Raw genomic sequence first — 18,267 nt, 5'->3', positions numbered from 1 at the left:
GCATCGTGGCGGGGACGGGGACGGGCAAGACGCTCGCCATCCGCACCATCGCGGAGGAGATCCTGGGCCGGCAGGGGCTGACGGTGGCCGTGGTCAACCGCGAGCGCGAGGCCACGGCACAGACGTCCCTCTGTGACGTGCTCATCGTCACCACCGGCATCGCGCGCCGGTGGTTCCAGGACGGCGCCATCCGGCGCGACGACACGCTCATCGTGGATGAGATCCACCAGACGTCCGCGGAGCTGGAGCTGTGCCTGGCCCTGGGCAAGCGCGTGGGCTGCCGCTTCGTGTGGCTCTCCGCCACCGTGGATCCGGCCTTCTACGCGAACTACCTGGGCAGCGCGGACGTGCTGCGGGTGACGACGTTCGACCCCGCGAAGGCGGCCCGGATCATCGTGGAGCACCGGCAGTCGCGCGCGTTCCTGGACGACGCGTTCTTCCGGGACGTGCGCAAGCAGTCGCGCGGGGTGGGCGTGTTCCTGGCCACGCGCGCGGCCGTGGAGGAGACCGCGGCCAGCGTGCGCGACCGCTACCCGGACCTGCACGCCGCGCACTACCACGGCGGGGAGCCGCTGCGCGCCATCCGCCCCTTCCTGGAGGGCACCACGCCCCGGCCGTTCCTGCTCGCGATGACGGCGGCGGGCCAGAGCGCGCTCAACGTGCCGGGGCTGGACACGGTGGTCATCGAGGACGTGCGCTTCACCACCCGGGTGGAGGGCGGCCGCAACGTGCTCGTGCGCGTGCACCTGGGGAACAACGAGCTGCTGCAGATGGCGGGGCGCGTGCACGGACGGGTGGAGGGCGGCCGCGTCTTCATCCTGAGCGACCGGCCCGTCCACTTCGCCTCGCTGCGGCCCACGGAGCCCGAGTTCCAACTGGCGGGCGAACCGGAGCGGGTGGCGCTCACCGCCGCCGCGCTGGGGGTGTGGGCGGATGAGCTGGACCTGCCGGTGGAGCTGGACCGCGTGGCCTACCGCCGCGCGCTGACGCGGTTGCAGGCGCGCCACATCGTGGACGCCCAGGGGCGGCTGACGGACTACGGCCGCGCGGTGGAGGCGCTGCCGGTGGACCGGCCGTGGGCGGAGCTCATCGTCAACGCGGAGGACGGGCTGATTCCCTTCCTCGCGGTGTGCAGCAGCATTGATTCGCTGCACCGCATGACGCGCGAGGAGCGCAACCTGGAGGGAGTGCTCGTCGCCGGAAGCGACCACCTGACCGCCTACAACCTGTACGCGGAGGCCTACCGCGCGGCGGGCGCGATGGGGGAGGCGCACGGGCTGCCGCGCCACGTCTTCGACCCGGAGCGGCTGCTGGCGTGGGCGGACTCGCGCGGCGTCCTGGTGAAGGCGGTGGAGGACGCGGCGCTCGCGCTGTCGAGCGTGTACCGCAGCGTGGGCCTGCCGCTGCCCGGACAGATGCCCTTCGCGAACGCGCGCATCCACCAGCGCTTCTGCGACCTGCTCGCGCGCTACATGCCCTTCGACCTGGTCATCGACGAGCGCACCGCCTGGGGCGACTCCGCGCGGGTGTCCAAGTCGAGCGTGTGCGGCGACCAGGGCGCGGTGGCGGGCGTGCTGCGCTACTTCGCCGACCGCTCCGGCAATTCGCAGGCGGGCATCGACGGCACCCAGCTTCCCCTGTCGCTCTTGCGCCGCTACGCCCAGCGAAACGCGGCGACGCCCGTGTATGACCCGCGCGCCCGCGCGCTCGTGTTCGAACAGCAGCTGGACTACTTCGGCTTCGAGCTGGAGCACGAGGAGCAGGTGCTGCGCGCCTGGGGCCCGGAGCTGTCCGTGGCGGCCCGTCACGCGCTCGCGGAGGCGCTGGCCCGGGGGGAGGCGGCGCACCCGGCGGTGGACAGCCACCGCTTCGCCATCGCCCAGGCCCGCGAGCTCTGGCGCCGCTCGGGGGGACGGACGCCGAGGCTGGGGCTGCCGGAGCTCACCGCGCACTACGAAGAGCAGCTGGACGGCGTGGATTCGATGGAGGACTTCCGCGAGCGCATGCTGTTCTTCAACCTGGACCGGTTCGCTTCCGCGCCGTTGCGCGAGCAGCTCCTGGCGCTGCCGGACGGGGTGTCCGTGCGCGAACAGGACGTCCCGCTGGAGTACGACGTGGAGACGGACGCGGAAGGGACACCGCGAGGCGCGGTGTGGCTGCACCTGCCGGAGAAGCTCGCGCGCACGCTGGTGGTGGAGGAGCTGCCCGTGCTCGACCGTCCCGCCCGCTTCTGTGTGGCGCGAGGGCGTCGCGGGATGGTCCGCGCGGAGTCGCTCCTGGAGCTGCAGGAGATGCTCGACCGGCCATGGATGCCGGATGAGCTGACCGAGGCGACGCGGGTGCGGCCCACGCCCGGGCGGCGGGTCTGGCCGGAGGAGTCCGGTGCGTCGCACGGCAAGCGCAAGGGCCCTGGCCGCCGCAAGCGTCGGTATTGAGTCACGGTGTCGCGTCCGGGCCGGGAGATACGACCGCCGGGTCCCCCATGAAGGTGGACCCGGCGGCGGACCGCGACGGTTCAGCCGGGGCGACAGGGATTAGCGGGCGTCGCGCTCGGGCACGGTGAGGCAGGGCTCCATCTTCTCGGGGGCGACGACGAACAGCTCCGCGCGGCCCAGGTCCTGGGTGAGGCCCGGCGCGGCGAAGCCAATCTGCCCGCCGCCGTCATACGCGAGCGCCAGCCAGTCGTTCTGCGACGCGGGGAAGATGTTGCCGACGGAGCCGGAGCGGTTGAAGTCCCGGGTGTAGGTGGCGGCCTGGATGCTCCCATTGCCATTGAAGTCCAGGTTGGCGCTGGCGTTGCCGGTGACCTGGACGTCGTTGAAGCGAAGCCCGCTGATCTTCGCGAGGTCCGCCTCGGTGGTCGGGGCGACGGGCGTGAACGCGGCGACCTCGTTGACGCTCAGCTCGCTGAAGGAGGCCACCTGCACGCGCGAGTAGTCGAGCACGTTGTTCAGGCCGCCAATGCCGAAGCCATAGAACTGGTACTCGTAGTTCATGATGCTCAGGTAGTTGGGCTTGTAGTTGGCGTCGTCGGTGCCGCCGTGGCGCAGGCCGATGTTGTGCCCCAGCTCGTGCATCAGGGTGCCGGCCAGCTGCAGCTCCGTGATGCCGGCGGCGAAGCCCAGCGTCACGATGAAGTCATGCGCGGGGATGCCGCGAGAGATGCCGCTGGAGTTGCCGCCGGCGTACCGGTGCGCGAACAGCATGTAGTGGAAGTAGGGCGCGCGGTTCGCGGCGAAGTACTTGCCCTTGATGACGTCGAAGTCCGTCCAGACGGGGTTCAGGTCCAGGTCCGCGTCCGCCGCGGTGATCTGCTGGTCCACCACCACGTGCAGCGTGATGCCCGTGGAGCCATCCGGGTTCGACACCGGCGCGTTGGCGAAGGCCGTGATGACGCGGTTCAGCATCGCCTGGGTCGGCTGCTGCCCCGGGTAGTAGTCCGCCTCGATGAAGATGTCCTTCCTGCGCGCGTTCGCGCCGAGCGCCGTCAGGTCCAGGCCGCCGCCGAAGCCGAACGACTCCGCGTAGTCGTTGAGCCGGTCCCCGTCCGTGTCGGGGTTGTTGGGGTTGGTGCCCAGCAGCGTCTCCACGAGGTTGCAGACGCCGTCGCCATCCGAGTCCAGCGCGCCCGCGCAGGCGGGAATCGGCAGCGGGATGGCCAACTCCATGCCCTGCTGGGTGCTGGCCAGCTCCGGCTCCGGAAGCTCCGCCCCCCCACACCCGTTCAACCCCAGGAGCGCGACGGAAGCGGTCAGCAACGTCTTTTTAAACGTGGACATGGAATTCCTTTGTCTGCAAAGGATTGGCATTGCGCCAATCGCCACCATCCTTGTCACTGGCGGTGATTTCCGGCTCTATTTTTTCCGGGTGCCTTGATTTGGTCAGGCATTGATTGCCGGAGGACCCGGAACCGCCGGGTCCTCCTCGAGACTTGAGGCGGGCCCGGCGGCGGGGTGCGACTTTCGGCAGGGGAGGTGTGAACTACCGGGCGAGGAACTGCTCCGAGGTGAGGCAGGGCTCCACCTTCTCCGGGACGACGAGGAACGCCTCCTCGCGGTCCAGCGTCCGGGAGGTGCCCAGCGCGGCGTCGCCAATCAGCCCTCCGCCGTCGTACCTCAGGGCCAGCCAGTCATGCTGCGACGCGGGGAACACGTTGGTGGTGGTGCCGCTGCGGTTGAAGTCCCGGGCGTAGGCGGCGGTCTGGATGCTCCCGTTGGCGTTGAAGTCCAGGTTGGCGCTCGCGGTGCCGGTGACCTGGACGCTGTTGAAGCGAAGCCCGCTGATGAGGGCGAGATCCGCTTCGGTGGTGGGGGCGACGGGCGCGAAGGCGGAGACCTCGTTGACGGCCGCCTCGCTGAAGGACGCGACGCGCACGCGCGAGTAGTCGAGCACGTTGTTCACGCCGCCGATGCGGAAGCCATACACCTGGTACTCGTAGTTCATGATGCTCAGGTAGTTGGGCTTGTAGTTGCCGTCATCGTTGCCGCCGTGGCGCAGGCCGATGTTGTGCCCCAGCTCGTGCATGATGGTGCCGGCCTGCTGCAGCTCCGTGCCTCCCGGCGTGGGCCAGCCGCCCAGCGTCACGATGAAGTCATGCGCGGGGATGCCGCGCGAGACGCCGCTGGAGGTGCCGCCGCTGTAGGTGTTCGCGAACACCATGTAGTGGAAGAACGGCGCGCGGTTCGCGGCGAAGTACTTCGTCTTGATCTTGTCGAAGTCCGTCCACACGGGGTTCAGGTCCGTGTCCGCGTCCGCCGCGGCGATCTGCTGGTCCAACGCCAGGTGCAGCGTGATGCCCGTGGAGCCGTCCGGATTCGTCACCGGTGCGTTGGCGAAGGCCGCAATCACCCGGTTCAGCGCGCCCTGTGTAGGAATGCGGTTCGCGTAGTAGTCCGCTTCGATGAAGACGTCCTTCCTGCGCGGGTTCGCCCCCAGCGCGGGCAGGTCCACGCCGCCGGAGCCGAACAGCTCCGCGAAGTCGCTGAGCCGGTCGCCATCCGTGTCGGAGCTGTTGGGGTTGGTGCCGTAGTCGGCCTCCGCGGCGTCGCAGATGCCATCGCCGTCGGTGTCCAGCGCGCCCGGCGCGCACACGACGGCGCGCTGGAGCGCGGATGCCCGGGCCTCCGTCACGTCCGGGGAGGTGTCGCCCGTCGCCGGGTCCAGCGCATCACCGCCGCACCCGTTCAAGCCGATGAGCGTCATGGAAGCCGTCAGCAAGGTCTTGTGGAGCCTGGGCATACCCATCCTTTGGTGATTCAAGGGTTGAGGGTGCCGAGGAAAACAGGTTTTCCTTATTGGTGACAGGATTGACAAGGTCGGGTTGGACGGTTACCTATGAAGCATCATGAGGCCCGTCACCATTCATGCCCTGCCGACCCTGAGCGCCATCGCGCCGGCGGCGGACGTGCGCCTCGCCCCCCGTCACGAGGTTCTGCTCGATATTTGAGCAGGCGGACCGGTGTATTCCGGTGCGCGGGGTGGCTGGTTCCCGTGTGCCGTGAGTCCCGTCTCCGCCCGATGACCGCCGTGGTGCCTTCGTGTGTCCTCACGCGTTCCTGAGCGGGCCTGCCGTGCCCCTCCGGAAGTCCGCGCGTGCGTGCGCCTGAAGGCCCGCGTCGCTCCATTCCCCTCATCCCACCAGCGCTTCTCAACACCGACCCGCGGGCCTCGCTGCCCGACGGGCTCAGGAGTCCTTCATGTCCCGCACCACGCGCATCGAGCGGTATCGCAACATCGGCATCATGGCCCACATCGACGCGGGCAAGACGACGCTCACCGAGCGCGTCCTGTTCTTCACCGGCCGCATCCATTCCATGGGTGAGGTGCACTCCGGCTCCACGGAGATGGACTGGATGCCGGAGGAGAAGAAGCGCGGCATCACCATCACCTCCGCGGCCACCACCGCGTTCTGGGAGCCCCGGCACGGGCGCGCGGCGGGCGCGCTCCACCGCATCAACATCATCGACACGCCGGGCCACGTGGACTTCACCATCGAGGTGGAGCGCTCGTTGCGCGTGCTCGACGGCGCGGTGGCGGTGTTCGACGCGAGCCAGGGCGTGGAGCCCCAGTCGGAGGCGGTGTGGCGGCAGGCGGACCGCTACGGCGTTCCGCGCATCGCGTTCATCAACAAGATGGACAAGGTGGGCGCGGACTTCGCCAGGAGCGTGAAGTCCCTGGCGGAGAAGCTGGGGACAAACCCGGTGGCCGTGCAGTGGCCCCTGGGTGACGGCGCGGACTTCCACGGCCTCGTGGACCTGGTGCGCATGCGCGCTGTCCGCTTCGACGGTGAGGAGGGTCAGTTCCAGGACGACGCTCCCGTGACGGGGGCGCTGCTGGAAGAGGTGATTCCCTTGCGCCTGCGCCTCATCGAGGCGTGCGCGGATGTGGACGCGGTCGTGCTGGAGAAGTTCGTGGAGGGGCGGTTGGAGGACATCACCGCGGAGGACCTGGAGCGCGCGCTGCGCTCGGGCACCCTCGCGCGAACCCTGGTGCCGGTGCTGTGCGGGTCGGCCTTCAAGAAGAAGGGAGTGCAGATGCTGCTGGACGCTGTCGTCAACTACCTGCCCGCGCCGTCGGACCTCGCTTCCGTGGAGGGCTGTGTGCCGGGCACCGATGAGAAGGTGTCCCGTCCCGTGTCGGACGCGGCGCCCCCCGCCGCCCTGGCGTTCAAGCTGATGAGCGACAAGTCCGTGGGCGGCATCGTGTTCCTGCGCGTGTACTCCGGCACGTTGAGGGCCGGCACCGTCCTGCTCAATCCCGCCACCGGGCGCAAGGAGCGGGTGGGCCGCCTGATGTTCATGCACGCCAACCGCCGCGAGGAGGTGGCGGAGGTGCATGCGGGCGACCTCTGCGCGGCGCTCGGGCTCAAGGGCGTGCGCACGGGCGACACGCTGTGCGACCCGGACGCGCCGGTGGTGCTGGAGGCGTTGGGGGTGATGGAGCCCGTGGTGCAGCTCGCCGTGGAGGCGCGCTCACCCGGGGAGTTGCCGAAGCTGGAGGAGGGACTGCAGAGGCTGGCGGCGGAGGATCCGTCGCTGCGCGTGGGCGTGGATCCGGAGAGCGGCCAGGTGCTGCTGTCCGGCATGGGTGAGCTGCACCTGGAGGTCATCGTGGAACGGTTGAAGACGGAGTTCGGCGTGGAGGCGCGCGTGGGACAGCCCAAGGTGGCCTACCGCGACACGCTCCGGCGCGCGGTGCGCCAGGAGTACCGCCACGTCCGCCAGTCCGGCGGGCCCGGACAGTACGCACGCGTGGTGCTGGACGTGGGTCCGGCGCCGCGAGGGGCGGGGCTCGTCTTCGTGGACGCCACGAAGGGCGGCACCATTCCTCGGGAGCTGATTCCCGCGATTGAAAAGGGCGTGGCGGGCGCCATGGCGCGAGGCCTGCGCGACGGCGTGCCGCTGGTGGACGTGGAGGTGCGGCTGGTGGACGGCGACACGCACGTGAAGGACTCCACGCCGCAGGCGTTCGCCATCGCGGGTTCGCTGGCGCTCCAGGAGGCCGCGCGGCGCGCGGGGCTCGTGGGGCTGGAGCCCGTGATGGAGGTGGAGGTCACCACGCCGGAGGCGTTCCTGGGCGACGTGCTGGGCGACCTGTCGTCGCGGCGGGGGAGGGTGCTGGGCATGGAGGCGAAGGGGACGGCGCGGAGTGTGTCCGCGCGCGTGCCCATGGCGCGCCTCTTCGGTTACGTGACGTCGCTGCGGGGCCGCACCCAGGGTCGCGCCCAGGCCAGCCTGCGCCTGGGGGCGTACGAGCCGGTGCCCGAAGCGCTCCAGGCGTCCGTGTCCGAAGCGCGGGCGTGAGGTGAAGTCGGCGGCCCCGGGATCCGAAGCATGGGTCCCGGGGCTGTTTGTCTTCAGTACCACCGAGGTGATTGAGTCCGCCGCGTGATGGCTTCCAATGCACAGGCCGCGGTCCACGCGGTCTGGAGAATCGAGTCCGCCCGGCTCATCGCCGGCCTTGCGCGCATGGTGCGCGACGTGGGGCAGGCGGAGGAACTCGCGCAGGACGCGCTCGTGGCCGCGCTGGAGAAGTGGCCGGTGTCGGGCGTGCCGGACAACCCCGGCGCCTGGCTCATGGCCACCGCGAAGCGACGCGCCATCGACGAGCTGCGCCGGCGCAAGCTGCTGGAGCGCAAGCACGAGGAGCTGGGGCACGGGCTGGAAGAGACCGAAGTGCCGGACCTGGACGCGGCGCTCGACGACGACGTCGGGGACGACCTCTTGCGCCTCGTCTTCACCTCGTGCCATCCGGTGCTGTCCCCGGATGCGCGCGTGGCGCTCACGCTGCGGCTCCTGGGAGGCCTGACGACGGAGGAGATCGCCCGCGCGTTCCTGGTGCCGGAGCCGACGGTCGCCCAGCGCATCGTGCGCGCCAAGCGGACCCTGGCGGAGAAGCAGGTCCCCTTCGAGGTGCCCCGGGGCGAGGAACTGGCGGCGCGGCTGTCCTCCGTGCTGGAGGTCGTCTACCTCATCTTCAACGAGGGCTATTCGGCGACCGCCGGGGATGACTGGATGCGCCCGGAGCTGTGCGCGGACGCGCTCCGCCTGGGCCGCATCCTCGCGGAGCTGGTGCCGCAAGAGCCGGAGGTGCACGGGCTGGTGGCGCTGATGGAGATTCAAGCGTCGCGGTCGCGGGCGCGGGTGGGGCCTTTGGGTGCACCCGTGCTGCTCCTGGAGCAGAACCGCGCGCTGTGGGATCAGCTGCTCATCCGCCGGGGCCTCACGGCGCTGGAGCGCGCGCAGAAGCTGGGCGGCGAGCAGGGCCCGTACGCGGTGCAGGCCGCCATCGCCGCCTGCCATGCCCGGGCGCGCACGGCGGACGCGACGGACTGGACCCGCATCGCGGAACTCTATGCCCTGCTCGCGCGGCTCGTGCCATCGCCCGTGGTGGAGCTGAATCGCGCGGTGGCGCTCGGGATGGCGTTCGGTCCCGCCGTGGGACTGGAACTCGTGGATCAGCTCACGGCCGAGCCGTCGCTCAAGCACTACCACCTGCTGCCGAGCGTGCGCGGCGACCTGCTCCAGAAGCTGGGGCGCCTGAAGGAGGCCCGCGCGGAGTTCGAGCGCGCGGCCTCGCTCACACGCAACGCCCGCGAACAGGCGCTGTTGCTGGCGCGGGCCGAGGCCTGCGCCCGGCCGCTTCCTTCCTAGCGAGGACGGACGGCCGTCCCCGGGGCCTGCTTTGGCCCTCGGGCCGGGGTTCGTGGGCCGGACGTGGCTTCTAGCGGCGGTGGCACATGATGGAGAGCGACTCGCCGGAGTCCTTCATCATGTAGCTGATGGAGTGGCCCTCATGGTTCGCCGCGGATGCGACCTCGGGTTGCTGCTGGAGCCAGGCCACCGTGCCGTCGGGGTCCGCGCAGGCGCTCTTGAGCTCCTTGCGGAGCCGGTCGGAGATCTCCATCAGCCCCACGTAGCCCTTCTGCTGGTCCTGCCGATGCTGCGCCAGTTGTTCCGGGGTGCGGATGGTCACCTCCTCCGCGGCGGTGAGCCGGGTGCTGCCGTCGGCGAACTTCAGCTCGGCGGCCAGCCGCACGGTGCGCGCCATCTGCGTGTCGATCGTCACCTCCGCCGACACCGCGCGCGCGTCCGCGGGCACCGGCTTGTTGGTGAAGCGGCGGATCACCCGTCCCTGGGTGTCCACCTGCACCATCGCGACGGAGGCGGCCGGAGGGAAGAGCGTGGAGAGCAGCACGTCCAGCGTCAGCACGGCTTTCGCGCCCACCAGGTAGCTCCGGTCGCTCCGGTTGACCAGCAGCTCCAGTGCGTCCGAGCGCCCCGGCGGCAGCGGCTGCTCACACGTCAGGGCCAGCTTCACCGGCAGGGTCTTCTTGAGGATGGGGTCCTGGGCACAGGACAGCGTCGCGGCCAGGGATGCCGTGAGCTCCGAGCGCCCCGCCGCGCAGGCCTTCGTGACGTCCTGGTGGGACCAGAGCGGCAGGTCCACCCTGAACTCGTGGGTCGGGCGCCGCGAGGTGGGCTCCAGACGCAGCGTCCGGGGAACGCCGGGGCCGGGGCCGCTCACCTCCAGCTTCTCCAGGACCAGGGGGCAGGCCGACTTCAGGATGAACCGGGGATGGACCCACTGCCCCGTGAACCCGCCGCCGTCCATCACCCGGAGCTGTCCCCCGGTCACCCACACTGTCGTGTCCTCCTGCTGGAGTTCGAGCGAGGGTTTTCGCGGGGGCGCGGGCTGCCCGCTCATGAACTGCGACAGCCGTACGGAGTAGCGCGACTGCTGATTCACGGTCAGCCGTCGCACCTGAGCATCGGGCAGGGGAAGGACGGGAAACTCGTCTCGGGGCGCCGGGTCGGTCCGCCTGAGCGTGAAGGTCTGGCCCGGCTTCTTGCCCTGGGGCCCCACGGTCAGGACGAGCGGCTCACCCCAGGTGGGCGTGAGCGCGGCCTGGAGGTCCTCCGCATCCAGCTTCATGAGGGGACCCTGACTGAAGAGGCGGATGGGATTGTGGATGCGCTCGATGCGCATCCGGGACTTCATTCCCTCCAGGGCCGCCGGACTTCCGGGCACGACGCGGGTGACGACCACCTCGTCGCCATCGGAGCGGACGGAGAGCCCGACAGGCTCCACGGTGACGGTGAAGGGCGCGGCGGCCAGCAGCCACGTCGTGGTGAACAGGGACGTCGCGGCGCTCAGCAGAAGGGAGACAGCGGGCATCCCCCCAGCATACCCGCCGTCGCACTGCTCCCGCACTCCGGGGAAGGGACAAGGGCGGAGGAGGGCGTCTTGCGCGCTATTGCTGATGGCAGTCGAAGAGGATGAGGAGCGACCCCTTCACCTGGTAGCTGAAGTGGTGGCCTCCCTTGTCTCCGGACGCGGACGCGATTTCGGGCTGCTTCTGGAGCCACGCCACGGTGGCGGGGACGTTGGCGCAGGGGGACTTCCACTCCTTGCTGAACCGGGCGGTGAAGGCCTGCAACCGTTCGCCGCCGGCCTCCTCTTCCTTCTGCCGCGCCGCCACCAGCTCCGGGGTGAGGATGGGCACCTGCTGCGCGGTGGTGCGCCGGGTGCTGCCGTCGGGGAAGCGCAGCTCCGCGGCCAGCCGCACGGTGCGCGCCGTCGTCGTGTCCAGCGTCACCTCTGTCTTCAGCTCCTCCGTGCCCGCGGGCACCGGCAGCGTGACGACGCGGCGCAGCTCCTTGCCCTGGTCGTCCACCTCCACCACCGTCGCCGCTTCGACCTGGGGGACCTCCGTGTCCAGCCGCATCACCTCCACCGTCACCACCGCCTTGGCTCCCACGAGGAACTCCTCCTCGCCCCGGAGGGCCACCAGGTCGAGCGTGTCCGTGACGTCTTCCGGAGGCGGCTGGTGGCACGTCAGGGTCAGCTTCACGGGGAGGGTCTTCTGGAGGACGGGCTCACCCTGACAGGACAGCGCCGCGCGCAGGGACGCCGTGAGGGATGTCTTGCCCGCGGCGCACGCCTTCGTCACGTCCCGGAGGGACCAGAGCGGCAGGTCGAAGTCGAACTGCTGCCAGGGGTTCGTGTCCTCGGGCGCGGGCGTCAGCGTCCGGGGAAGGCCGGGGCCGGGGCCGCGCAGCTCGACCTTCTTGATGCGTGCGGGACAGTTCGAATCCAGTTGGAGCTGGGGATGGATCCACAGCCCCGTGTGCCCGCCTCCCGTCATGCCCTGCAACTGCCCCTTCTTCACCCAGGCCTGGCTTTCGTGGTGGAGCGTGAGGGAGGGCTCGTCCTCGGGGGCGCGGCCCTGGGGGCTGGAGAATCGCGCGGGGTGATACCTCGCCTGCTGCGACAGGGTCAGTCGCTCCAACTGCTTCAGGGTCAGCGGCCCGGGGGGAAATTCCTCCGCGGGCCGGGCGTCATCGCGCTGCACCGAGACCAGATGTCCCTCCTGGGGCGTCTTCCCCACGGTGAGGATGAGCGGCTCGTCCCAGGTGGGCTGAAGCGCGTCGTGCAGGTCCCTCCTGCCCAGCTTCCCGATGGGACCCTGGGCGAACGCTCGCACGGGGCTCACGATGCTCTGGACGCGCATCCCCGCCTCCAGCCCCGCGCGGTCCGCCGGGCCACCGGGGACCACCTGGGTGATGGACACCCGCGCGCCGTCGGAGCGGACGGAGAACCCGACGGGCTCCACGGCGACGGTGAAGGGCGCGGCGGCCAGCAACCACGTCGTGGTGAACAGGGATGTCACGGCGCTCAGCAGGAGGCAGACGGCGGGCATCCTCCCAGCATACCCGCCGTCCCTTGCGTCACGCTCAGGGGCGCGGCGACAGCTCGATGTTGTCGAGGTTCGTGTCCCAGCCGTTGGACGTGGAGAGGGTGAACACGGTGCAGGGCTGCGTCCAGTTCGTCACCACGTGGGTCACCTGGCCCGCCGTCAGGGGGAAGGTGCGGGTCGGCAGGTCCAGGCAGGCGAGCGTGAGGGTCGCGCCCGTGTCCCAGGTGAAGGCGTCCATGCCGATGACGCGGCGCTGGCCGTTCACCGACAGCCGCCCCTGGGTGAGGCCGCCGCCGTTGAAGGAGACGCTCTTCGTGGTGAACCCGCCCCAGGGCGACGCGATGTACCAGTCGCTCTGGATGAAGTGGAGCGGGCCGTGCAATCCGGTGATGACCTCATCCTGTCCGGGGAAGGTGTCGAAGGTGATGAGGTTGGTGGAAGGGCCCACCGGGATGGCCAGGGTGCTGGTGTTGTTGCCCGGCACGGAGTCCGTCTGCGCGGCGGACACGGTGGCCACGCTCTGGAAGGTGCCAGAGGACATGGGGAAGGCGGTCACCGGAATCGTGACGCTCGCGCCCGCCGCCAGGGTGGGAATCGTGCACTGCAGGTCGCTGAAGAACGAGCAGCCGCCGTTGCTGGCCGGCGTCGCGCTGTAGAAGAAGTAGGAGAGGCCGGCGGGGATGGGGACGTCGAGCACGATGCCGGTGGCCGCCTGCGTGCCGTTGTTCGTCACGGTGACGTCGTAGAACATCATGTCGCCGTTGGCGCCCGTGCCCGCGGGGAAGGACTGGCTCACGGACAGGTCCACCGGGTTCTGCGTCCCGGACGCCGTGGGGATGAAGGTGACGTCCACCCAGAAGTTGGTGTCACGCCACGTCTCCGTGGGGAAGGCACTGCCGTTGAGGTGGCGCACCCCGTTGCCGCCGGACGCGACGGTGGACGGCGCGTGCAGGGGCGGCATGTCCACGCCCGCGTTGGTGAAGTAGTTCGGCGTGATGAGGTAGTTGCCCGCGGTCGCGAAGTACGACACGACGTAGGTCGTGTTCGCCGTGAGGCTCACCGGCGTGGTGAACGTCAGCTCACGCCAGCCGAAGCCGCTCTCCGCGGGCGCCTGCTCGGTGGTGGCCAGCAGCGTCCCGGCAGCGCTCCACAGATGGCCCACGTGCGGCCCGTTGTCGATGCTGCTCTTGTAGTAGCGCACCTTCGTCACCGTGCCCGCCACGTCCGACTGGAACTTCACGCCCACCTCGGTGGGGGTGGTGTCGGCGTTGATGGCCCATGGGGTGCCCGTCGTGGCGTTCCACAGGCTGCACGGGTTGCAGGCGGTGTTCGCCAGCGTGGTGGCGCTGACGGTCGCGGAGGCCGGGCCCACGTTGCCCGCGGCGTCCCGGCCGTGCACGGTGTACTGGTACGCGGTGGCGGGCGTCAGCCCGGCGTCGCGGTAGCGGAGGGTGGTGCCGGGCAGCTCCGCGATGAGCTGGCTGCCCCGGTACACCAGGTGCGCGCGCGCATTGCCCTGCATCTCGCCGTTGCCGTCCACGGAGGCGTACCAGCTCAGGTCGATGGCGGTGGGCGAGTTGGGCGCCGCCGTGACGTTGGTGGGCGCGCGCGGGGGCGTGGTGTCGTTGGGCTGGAAGGCCACGTCCACCCAGTAGTTGCTGGCCTGGAAGGTGTCAGTGGGAAAGCCGCTGGCGCCGTAGCGGTACAGGCCGTTGCCGGCGCCCGCGACGTCCGCCGCCGCGTGCAGGGGCGGCGCCGCCAGCGCGGACGCGAAGCCGTTGTCCGTCACCGCGTAGTGCCCGGCGGGCGCGTGGTACGAGACGACGTAGTTCGTGTCCGCGGCGATGGTGACCGGCGTGGCGAAGCGCGCCTCCTGCCAGCCGGAGGTCGTCTCAGCCTGGAACGTCACGGTGCCCAGCAGCGCTCCAGAAGCGGACCACAGGCTGCCGGTGTGCGTGCCCGTGTTGCCCGCGCCCTTGTAGAAGCGCACGCCCATGATGCGACCGGGCGCATCGCTGCGGAAGCGCACGCCCAGCTCCACCGCGGCGCTGTCGTTCGCGGCCGCCACGGCCGGAAGCGCGGAGGCGCCGAAGAGGGCGCGCTCCCCCGTCAGCAGCGGCTGTACGGCCTCGGTGGTGCCTTGTGTTTCCGGAGGGGTGGGCTCCGCGGGCGCACAGCCCGCGAGCGCCCACGTGAAACCCACTGCGCAAGTCATGACCCAGCGTGATGCGAGTTGAAGCAAGTCGGACTCCCTTTGAGATGAAGACAGGCGGTGGGTTCTCACATCGCCTGTTCGGGAGTCGAGCCTTTCACGCCAGGGTGACATGATTGTGTTTCAGTGCGCGCAGAGGATGGTGGTGGCGCGGCATGTCCATCCGTTGGGGAGGCGTGCTGTCCGTTGCGGACGGAGCGCAACGGGGCCTGGACACGCCCCGAGCCTGCGAAGGGTGTCGGCCACGGCCTCGCTGTTTCCCTCGCTGGTGGGGAGGCCGGCGCTGGCGTCGGAGGCGAAGCAGGACATGCGCATCCTCGACGTGGTGGCGCGGCTGAAGCCCGGGGTGACGCTGGAGGCCGCGCGCGAGCAGCGCCAGCCGCCCTTTCGTACGCAGGACGTGTCTTGCCGTCACACGCCGATGCATCCATCGGGACGGCCCTTCCGTAGCGCGCCGCGAACCCCTCCGGGCTGGAGCTTCCACTGTTCGACATCCCCCGGACGGAAGGCCCGGCGCGGGGGTTGTGGGCCCGGGGCGCGTGCCTAGCTTGGCCGCGTCCTATGAAGAACGAACTGCACCCGGCGGCGGCGGCGCGTCCCACGCGCGTGGCACATGTGATGTACGGCCTGGAGATGGGCGGGCTGGAACAACTGGTCGTCCGCCTGTCCGAGCACGGCCGCTCCCGGGGCATCGACTCCGTGGTGCTGGCCCTGGGACCGGACGGCCCGGTGCGCGAGCTGCTCCAGCGCGCCAACGTCCCCACCGTGTGGCTGGGGGGGCTGGCGGGCATGACGCCCACGGCCATCCGCCGGTTGGCGCAGGAGGTGGACGCCTTTGGCGCGGACGTGGTGCACGGCCACGACGTGGGCCCCTGGCTCAACGCTGTCGCCACCCGGACGCTGCGCCCGCGCACGTCCGTGCTGGGCACCTTCCATCAGACGGTGGAGCCGCAGGGCAAGCTGCGTCCCGCGGCCATGGCCGCCGCCGTCTTCACCCAGTCGCTGGTGGCGTGCGGCAGCGAGGTGCGCGCCAGCCTGGAGCGCTGGAGCCCCAAGCTGCTCTCGCGCGTAGTCACCATCGAGAACGGGGTGCCGCTCACCGTGGCCACGGGCGCCGAGGCCCGCCGCGACGCGCGCGAGCGCCTGGGCCTTGCGCAGGACGCCACCGTGGTGGGCTACCTGGGACGCCTCTCCGAGGAGAAGGGCCCGGACCTGCTCGTGGACGCCTTCCTGGGCCACTTCGCGCAGGAGACGAACACGCACCTGGTGATGATTGGCCCCGGCCCGATGGAGGCCTCGCTGCGTGAGCGCGCCGCCGCGTCGCCGCTCGCCGGACGGGTGCACTTCACGGGCGCCCTGCTGGACGCGAGCAAGCTGCTCCCCGCCTTCGACGTCTACGTGCAACCCTCCCGTCGCGAGGGCCGCTCGCTGTCGCTGCTGGAGGCGATGGCGGTGGGCCTGCCCACGGTTTCGCACACCGTCCCGGCCATCCGGGAGGTGCACCGCGATGGGCAGACGGCGCTCCTGGTGCCGACCGGTGACGTCAAGGCGCTCGCGGACGCGGTGAAGCGGCTGACCCATGACCCGGAGCTGCGTGCGCGCCTGGGCTCGGCCGCGAAGCTCGAGTCCCAGCGCTACTCGCTCGCCAACATGGTGGATGCGTACGCGAAGCTCTACCGGGGGGCCGCCGCGCACGCCCAGGCGTGAGCGCGGGAGGTGCACGGGTGCCGCACTCCACCATCCTCCATGTGCGCAGCACGTGCGGCCTGTACGGCGCCGAACGCGCGTTGCTGTCGCTCGCGGGAGCGACGCCGTCGCCCTGGAGGGCGCAGGTGTGCAGCCTGGTGTCTCCGGGGCGGGCGGATGTCCTTTCGGGCGCCGCGCGTGAGCAGGGATTGGAGGCCCTGACGCTGGAGGTCCCGGGCCGGTTCAGCGCGATGGCCGTGGCCACGCTCGCCTCGGAGGTTCGCCGTCGCGGCGTGGGCGTGGTGCACGCGCACGACTACAAGTCCCTCACCCTGGCCGCCGCCGCGAGCACCCTGTCGGGCGTGCCGCTGGTGGCCACGTACCATGGGGACACGGGCGCCACGCCCGCCCTGGTCGCCTACGAGGGACTGGCGCGCGTGCTGGGCAACTGCACCACCGCGGTGGCGGCGGTGTCGCGGGAACTGGCCTCGCGCCTGCGCCGGTACGTCCACCGCTCACCGGTGGTCTACATCCCCAACGCGCTGCCGCTCGCGGCGGCCTGCACCCACGAGGAGCGCCTGCGCGCGCGCGAGGCGCTGGGCCTGGCCGCCGGCGTGTCGGTGATCGCGCTGGTGGGGCGCCTGTCGGTGGAGAAGGGGCCCCAGGTGCTCTTCGACGCCCTGCGGATGCTGGCCCGGACCCCCGGCGCCACGGTGCCGACGTTGCTGCTGGTGGGAGATGGCCCCCTGCGCGAGTCGCTGGAGGCCCAGGCGCAGGGGCTGCCGGTGCACTTCCTGGGGTTCCGCTCGGACGTGCGTGGCGTGTACGCGGCGGCGGACGCGGTGGTGATGCCATCCCTCCGGGAAGGCATGCCACTGGTCGCGCTGGAAGCGATGGCGGCGGGACGTCCGTTGATTGCCTCCGGTGTCGGAGAGCTGCCCCATGTGCTGGGCACCGGACGCGGTCTGGTGGTGCCACCCGGTGACGCGGGCACGCTGGCCTCCGCGGTCGCGGGGCTGCTGGCGGCGCCCGGCTGGCGCGAGCGGATGGCGGGCGCCGCGCGCGAGTACGTGGTGGCCCACCACGCGCCGGAGCGGATGGCGCAGCGCTACGTGGAGGCGCTCTACCTGCCGGCGCTGGAGGCGCATGCATCACCTGCGGCAGCCGGGGAGGGGCATCCACCGCGCATGAGCGTGTAGAGTCCAGGGGGCCTGGACGAGCGACGCCCCGGGGGCACTGGGGGCGTGGCCGTCCCACCAGGAGCGAGGCCCCATGGGAATCACGATGTCGCCGCACGAATACGCCACGGCGTTCCGGCTGCTCACGGTCGGCGCCCGGCATCCCCAGAACATCGCGAAGCTCGTCGAGGAGCGGCTCCTCCCCGGACTGCCCGCGCAGCCCGCGCTGCTGGATGTGGGCGCGGGGTCGGGCAAGGTGGCCGAAAGGCTGGCACCGCACTTCGGTTCGCTCACCCTGCTGGAGCCCAATCCCGAGCAGATCGCCGGGTTCCACCACGCGAAGGCGAAGGTCCGCCATGAGTCCCTGGCCCACTTCGAATCACAAGACAGGTATGAGCTCGTCGTGTGTTCGCACGTCCTGTACCACGTGCCTGTCGCTGAATGGTGCGCGTTCATCGACACGCTGCTCTCGTTCGTGCGCCCCGGGGGCGCGTGTCTCATCGCCATGGCCGCGGGCCGGGGACCGACCTATGAGCTGTGCAGGGACTTCTCGGAGACGCTGCTCTTCAGCGAGGCGGTGATCGCCGAAGTCCAGCGGATGCGATTGCCGCACGAGGTGTTCGCGACGATGAGCGGGTTCGTCGCCCAGAGCTTCGAGGAGATGTACACGCTCTGCCGCTTCCTCGTGCTCGAGGGCTGCTTCACCGCGGCGCAGCTCGCCGCCCTGGACGCGACCCAGGTGCGTGAACTCGACGCGAAGATTCGCGTGCACGCCGAGCGCTGCCGTGGGCCTGACGGCGTGTACCGCCTGGAACAGGACGAGGACCTGATCCTCATCTCCCGGGAGTGAAGTCGATTGTCGTGAAGATTTAGGTCGGTTGACCTATATCTGTCCCCGTGGGGCACGGCAAGGGGCCGTGCCCGAACGTGGGGGTCGTCATGGAAGCGGAAGGCCGCGTCGTGCTGGTGGGGGGCTATGGGGTGGTGGCCGC

At 70.6% G+C, this 18,267-nt stretch carries 11 protein-coding genes; 6 read left to right on the top strand and 5 right to left on the bottom strand.

Annotation, left to right across the window (positions count from 1 at the left end):
- A partial coding sequence (locus tag D7Y13_RS22560; RefSeq protein WP_244222367.1) for a DEAD/DEAH box helicase occupies positions 1-2,435 on the top strand: 2,435 nt, incomplete at its 5' end.
- A gap of 99 nt (positions 2,436-2,534) precedes the next feature.
- On the opposite strand, the gene D7Y13_RS22555 is transcribed toward D7Y13_RS22560, so the two are convergent.
- Positions 2,535-3,779 (bottom strand): zinc metalloprotease, encoded by a 1,245-nt coding sequence (locus D7Y13_RS22555; protein WP_120535426.1) that lies wholly within the window; start codon positions 3,777-3,779, stop codon positions 2,535-2,537.
- A 202-nt stretch (positions 3,780-3,981) separates the two neighbouring features.
- Entirely contained in the window at positions 3,982-5,238 is a 1,257-nt protein-coding gene (locus tag D7Y13_RS22550) for a hypothetical protein (protein ID WP_120584653.1), read from the bottom strand.
- A 458-nt stretch (positions 5,239-5,696) separates the two neighbouring features.
- On the opposite strand from D7Y13_RS22550, the gene fusA reads away from it, so the two are divergent.
- Both fusA and D7Y13_RS22540 read left to right on the top strand, forming a co-directional pair.
- Complete coding sequence (gene fusA, locus D7Y13_RS22545) at positions 5,697-7,802, top strand: elongation factor G (RefSeq protein WP_120584652.1); 2,106 nt, start codon at positions 5,697-5,699, stop codon at positions 7,800-7,802.
- Between the two features lie 87 nt (positions 7,803-7,889).
- Positions 7,890-9,152, top strand: coding sequence for an RNA polymerase sigma factor (locus tag D7Y13_RS22540; protein WP_120584651.1), 1,263 nt, complete (start codon positions 7,890-7,892; stop codon positions 9,150-9,152).
- A gap of 70 nt (positions 9,153-9,222) precedes the next feature.
- Here D7Y13_RS22540 and D7Y13_RS22535 read toward each other — a convergent pair whose 3' ends face one another.
- The 3 genes from D7Y13_RS22535 to D7Y13_RS22525 form a co-directional block, all read right to left on the bottom strand.
- Complete coding sequence (locus D7Y13_RS22535; RefSeq protein ID WP_120584650.1) at positions 9,223-10,677, bottom strand: S41 family peptidase; 1,455 nt, start codon at positions 10,675-10,677, stop codon at positions 9,223-9,225.
- A gap of 76 nt (positions 10,678-10,753) precedes the next feature.
- Positions 10,754-12,202 (bottom strand): S41 family peptidase, encoded by a 1,449-nt coding sequence (locus tag D7Y13_RS22530; protein WP_120584649.1) that lies wholly within the window; start codon positions 12,200-12,202, stop codon positions 10,754-10,756.
- 34 nt (positions 12,203-12,236) lie between these two features.
- Positions 12,237-14,402, bottom strand: a complete 2,166-nt coding sequence (locus D7Y13_RS22525) for a DUF4082 domain-containing protein (RefSeq protein WP_233595735.1) — start codon at positions 14,400-14,402, stop codon at positions 12,237-12,239.
- Positions 14,403-14,972: 570 nt separating this feature from the next.
- On the opposite strand from D7Y13_RS22525, the gene D7Y13_RS22515 reads away from it, so the two are divergent.
- The 3 genes from D7Y13_RS22515 (at position 14,973) to D7Y13_RS22505 (ending at position 18,125) form a co-directional block, all read left to right on the top strand.
- A complete protein-coding gene (locus tag D7Y13_RS22515) occupies positions 14,973-16,118 on the top strand; it encodes a glycosyltransferase (protein WP_120584647.1) in 1,146 nt (381 codons plus the stop codon).
- 17 nt (positions 16,119-16,135) lie between these two features.
- A complete protein-coding gene (locus D7Y13_RS22510; RefSeq protein ID WP_158620421.1) occupies positions 16,136-17,296 on the top strand; it encodes a glycosyltransferase family 4 protein in 1,161 nt (386 codons plus the stop codon).
- A gap of 73 nt (positions 17,297-17,369) precedes the next feature.
- On the top strand, positions 17,370-18,125 hold the full coding sequence (locus tag D7Y13_RS22505) for a class I SAM-dependent methyltransferase (RefSeq protein ID WP_120584645.1): 756 nt from the start codon (positions 17,370-17,372) through the stop codon (positions 18,123-18,125).
- The last annotated feature ends 142 nt before the right edge of the window (positions 18,126-18,267 follow it).

The organism is Corallococcus praedator, assembly GCF_003612125.1.
In the GTDB taxonomy this organism is placed as follows: Bacteria; Myxococcota; Myxococcia; order Myxococcales; family Myxococcaceae; genus Corallococcus; species Corallococcus praedator.
Note: the sequence above shows the minus strand (reverse complement) of the source record. Positions and strands in the feature narration are given on the sequence as shown.

What these genes read in the sequence shown, in the direction of transcription:
- D7Y13_RS22550 (WP_120584653.1), bottom strand. Translation starts at nt 5,238, where the DNA reads ATGCCCAGGCTCCACAAGACCTTGCTGACGGCTTCCATGACGCTCATC.
- D7Y13_RS22505 (WP_120584645.1), top strand. Translation starts at nt 17,370, where the DNA reads ATGGGAATCACGATGTCGCCGCACGAATACGCCACGGCGTTCCGGCTG.
- D7Y13_RS22530 (WP_120584649.1), bottom strand. Translation starts at nt 12,202, where the DNA reads ATGCCCGCCGTCTGCCTCCTGCTGAGCGCCGTGACATCCCTGTTCACC.
- D7Y13_RS22540 (WP_120584651.1), top strand. Translation starts at nt 7,890, where the DNA reads ATGGCTTCCAATGCACAGGCCGCGGTCCACGCGGTCTGGAGAATCGAG.
- D7Y13_RS22515 (WP_120584647.1), top strand. Translation starts at nt 14,973, where the DNA reads ATGAAGAACGAACTGCACCCGGCGGCGGCGGCGCGTCCCACGCGCGTG.
- fusA (WP_120584652.1), top strand. Translation starts at nt 5,697, where the DNA reads ATGTCCCGCACCACGCGCATCGAGCGGTATCGCAACATCGGCATCATG.
- D7Y13_RS22555 (WP_120535426.1), bottom strand. Translation starts at nt 3,779, where the DNA reads ATGTCCACGTTTAAAAAGACGTTGCTGACCGCTTCCGTCGCGCTCCTG.
- D7Y13_RS22535 (WP_120584650.1), bottom strand. Translation starts at nt 10,677, where the DNA reads ATGCCCGCTGTCTCCCTTCTGCTGAGCGCCGCGACGTCCCTGTTCACC.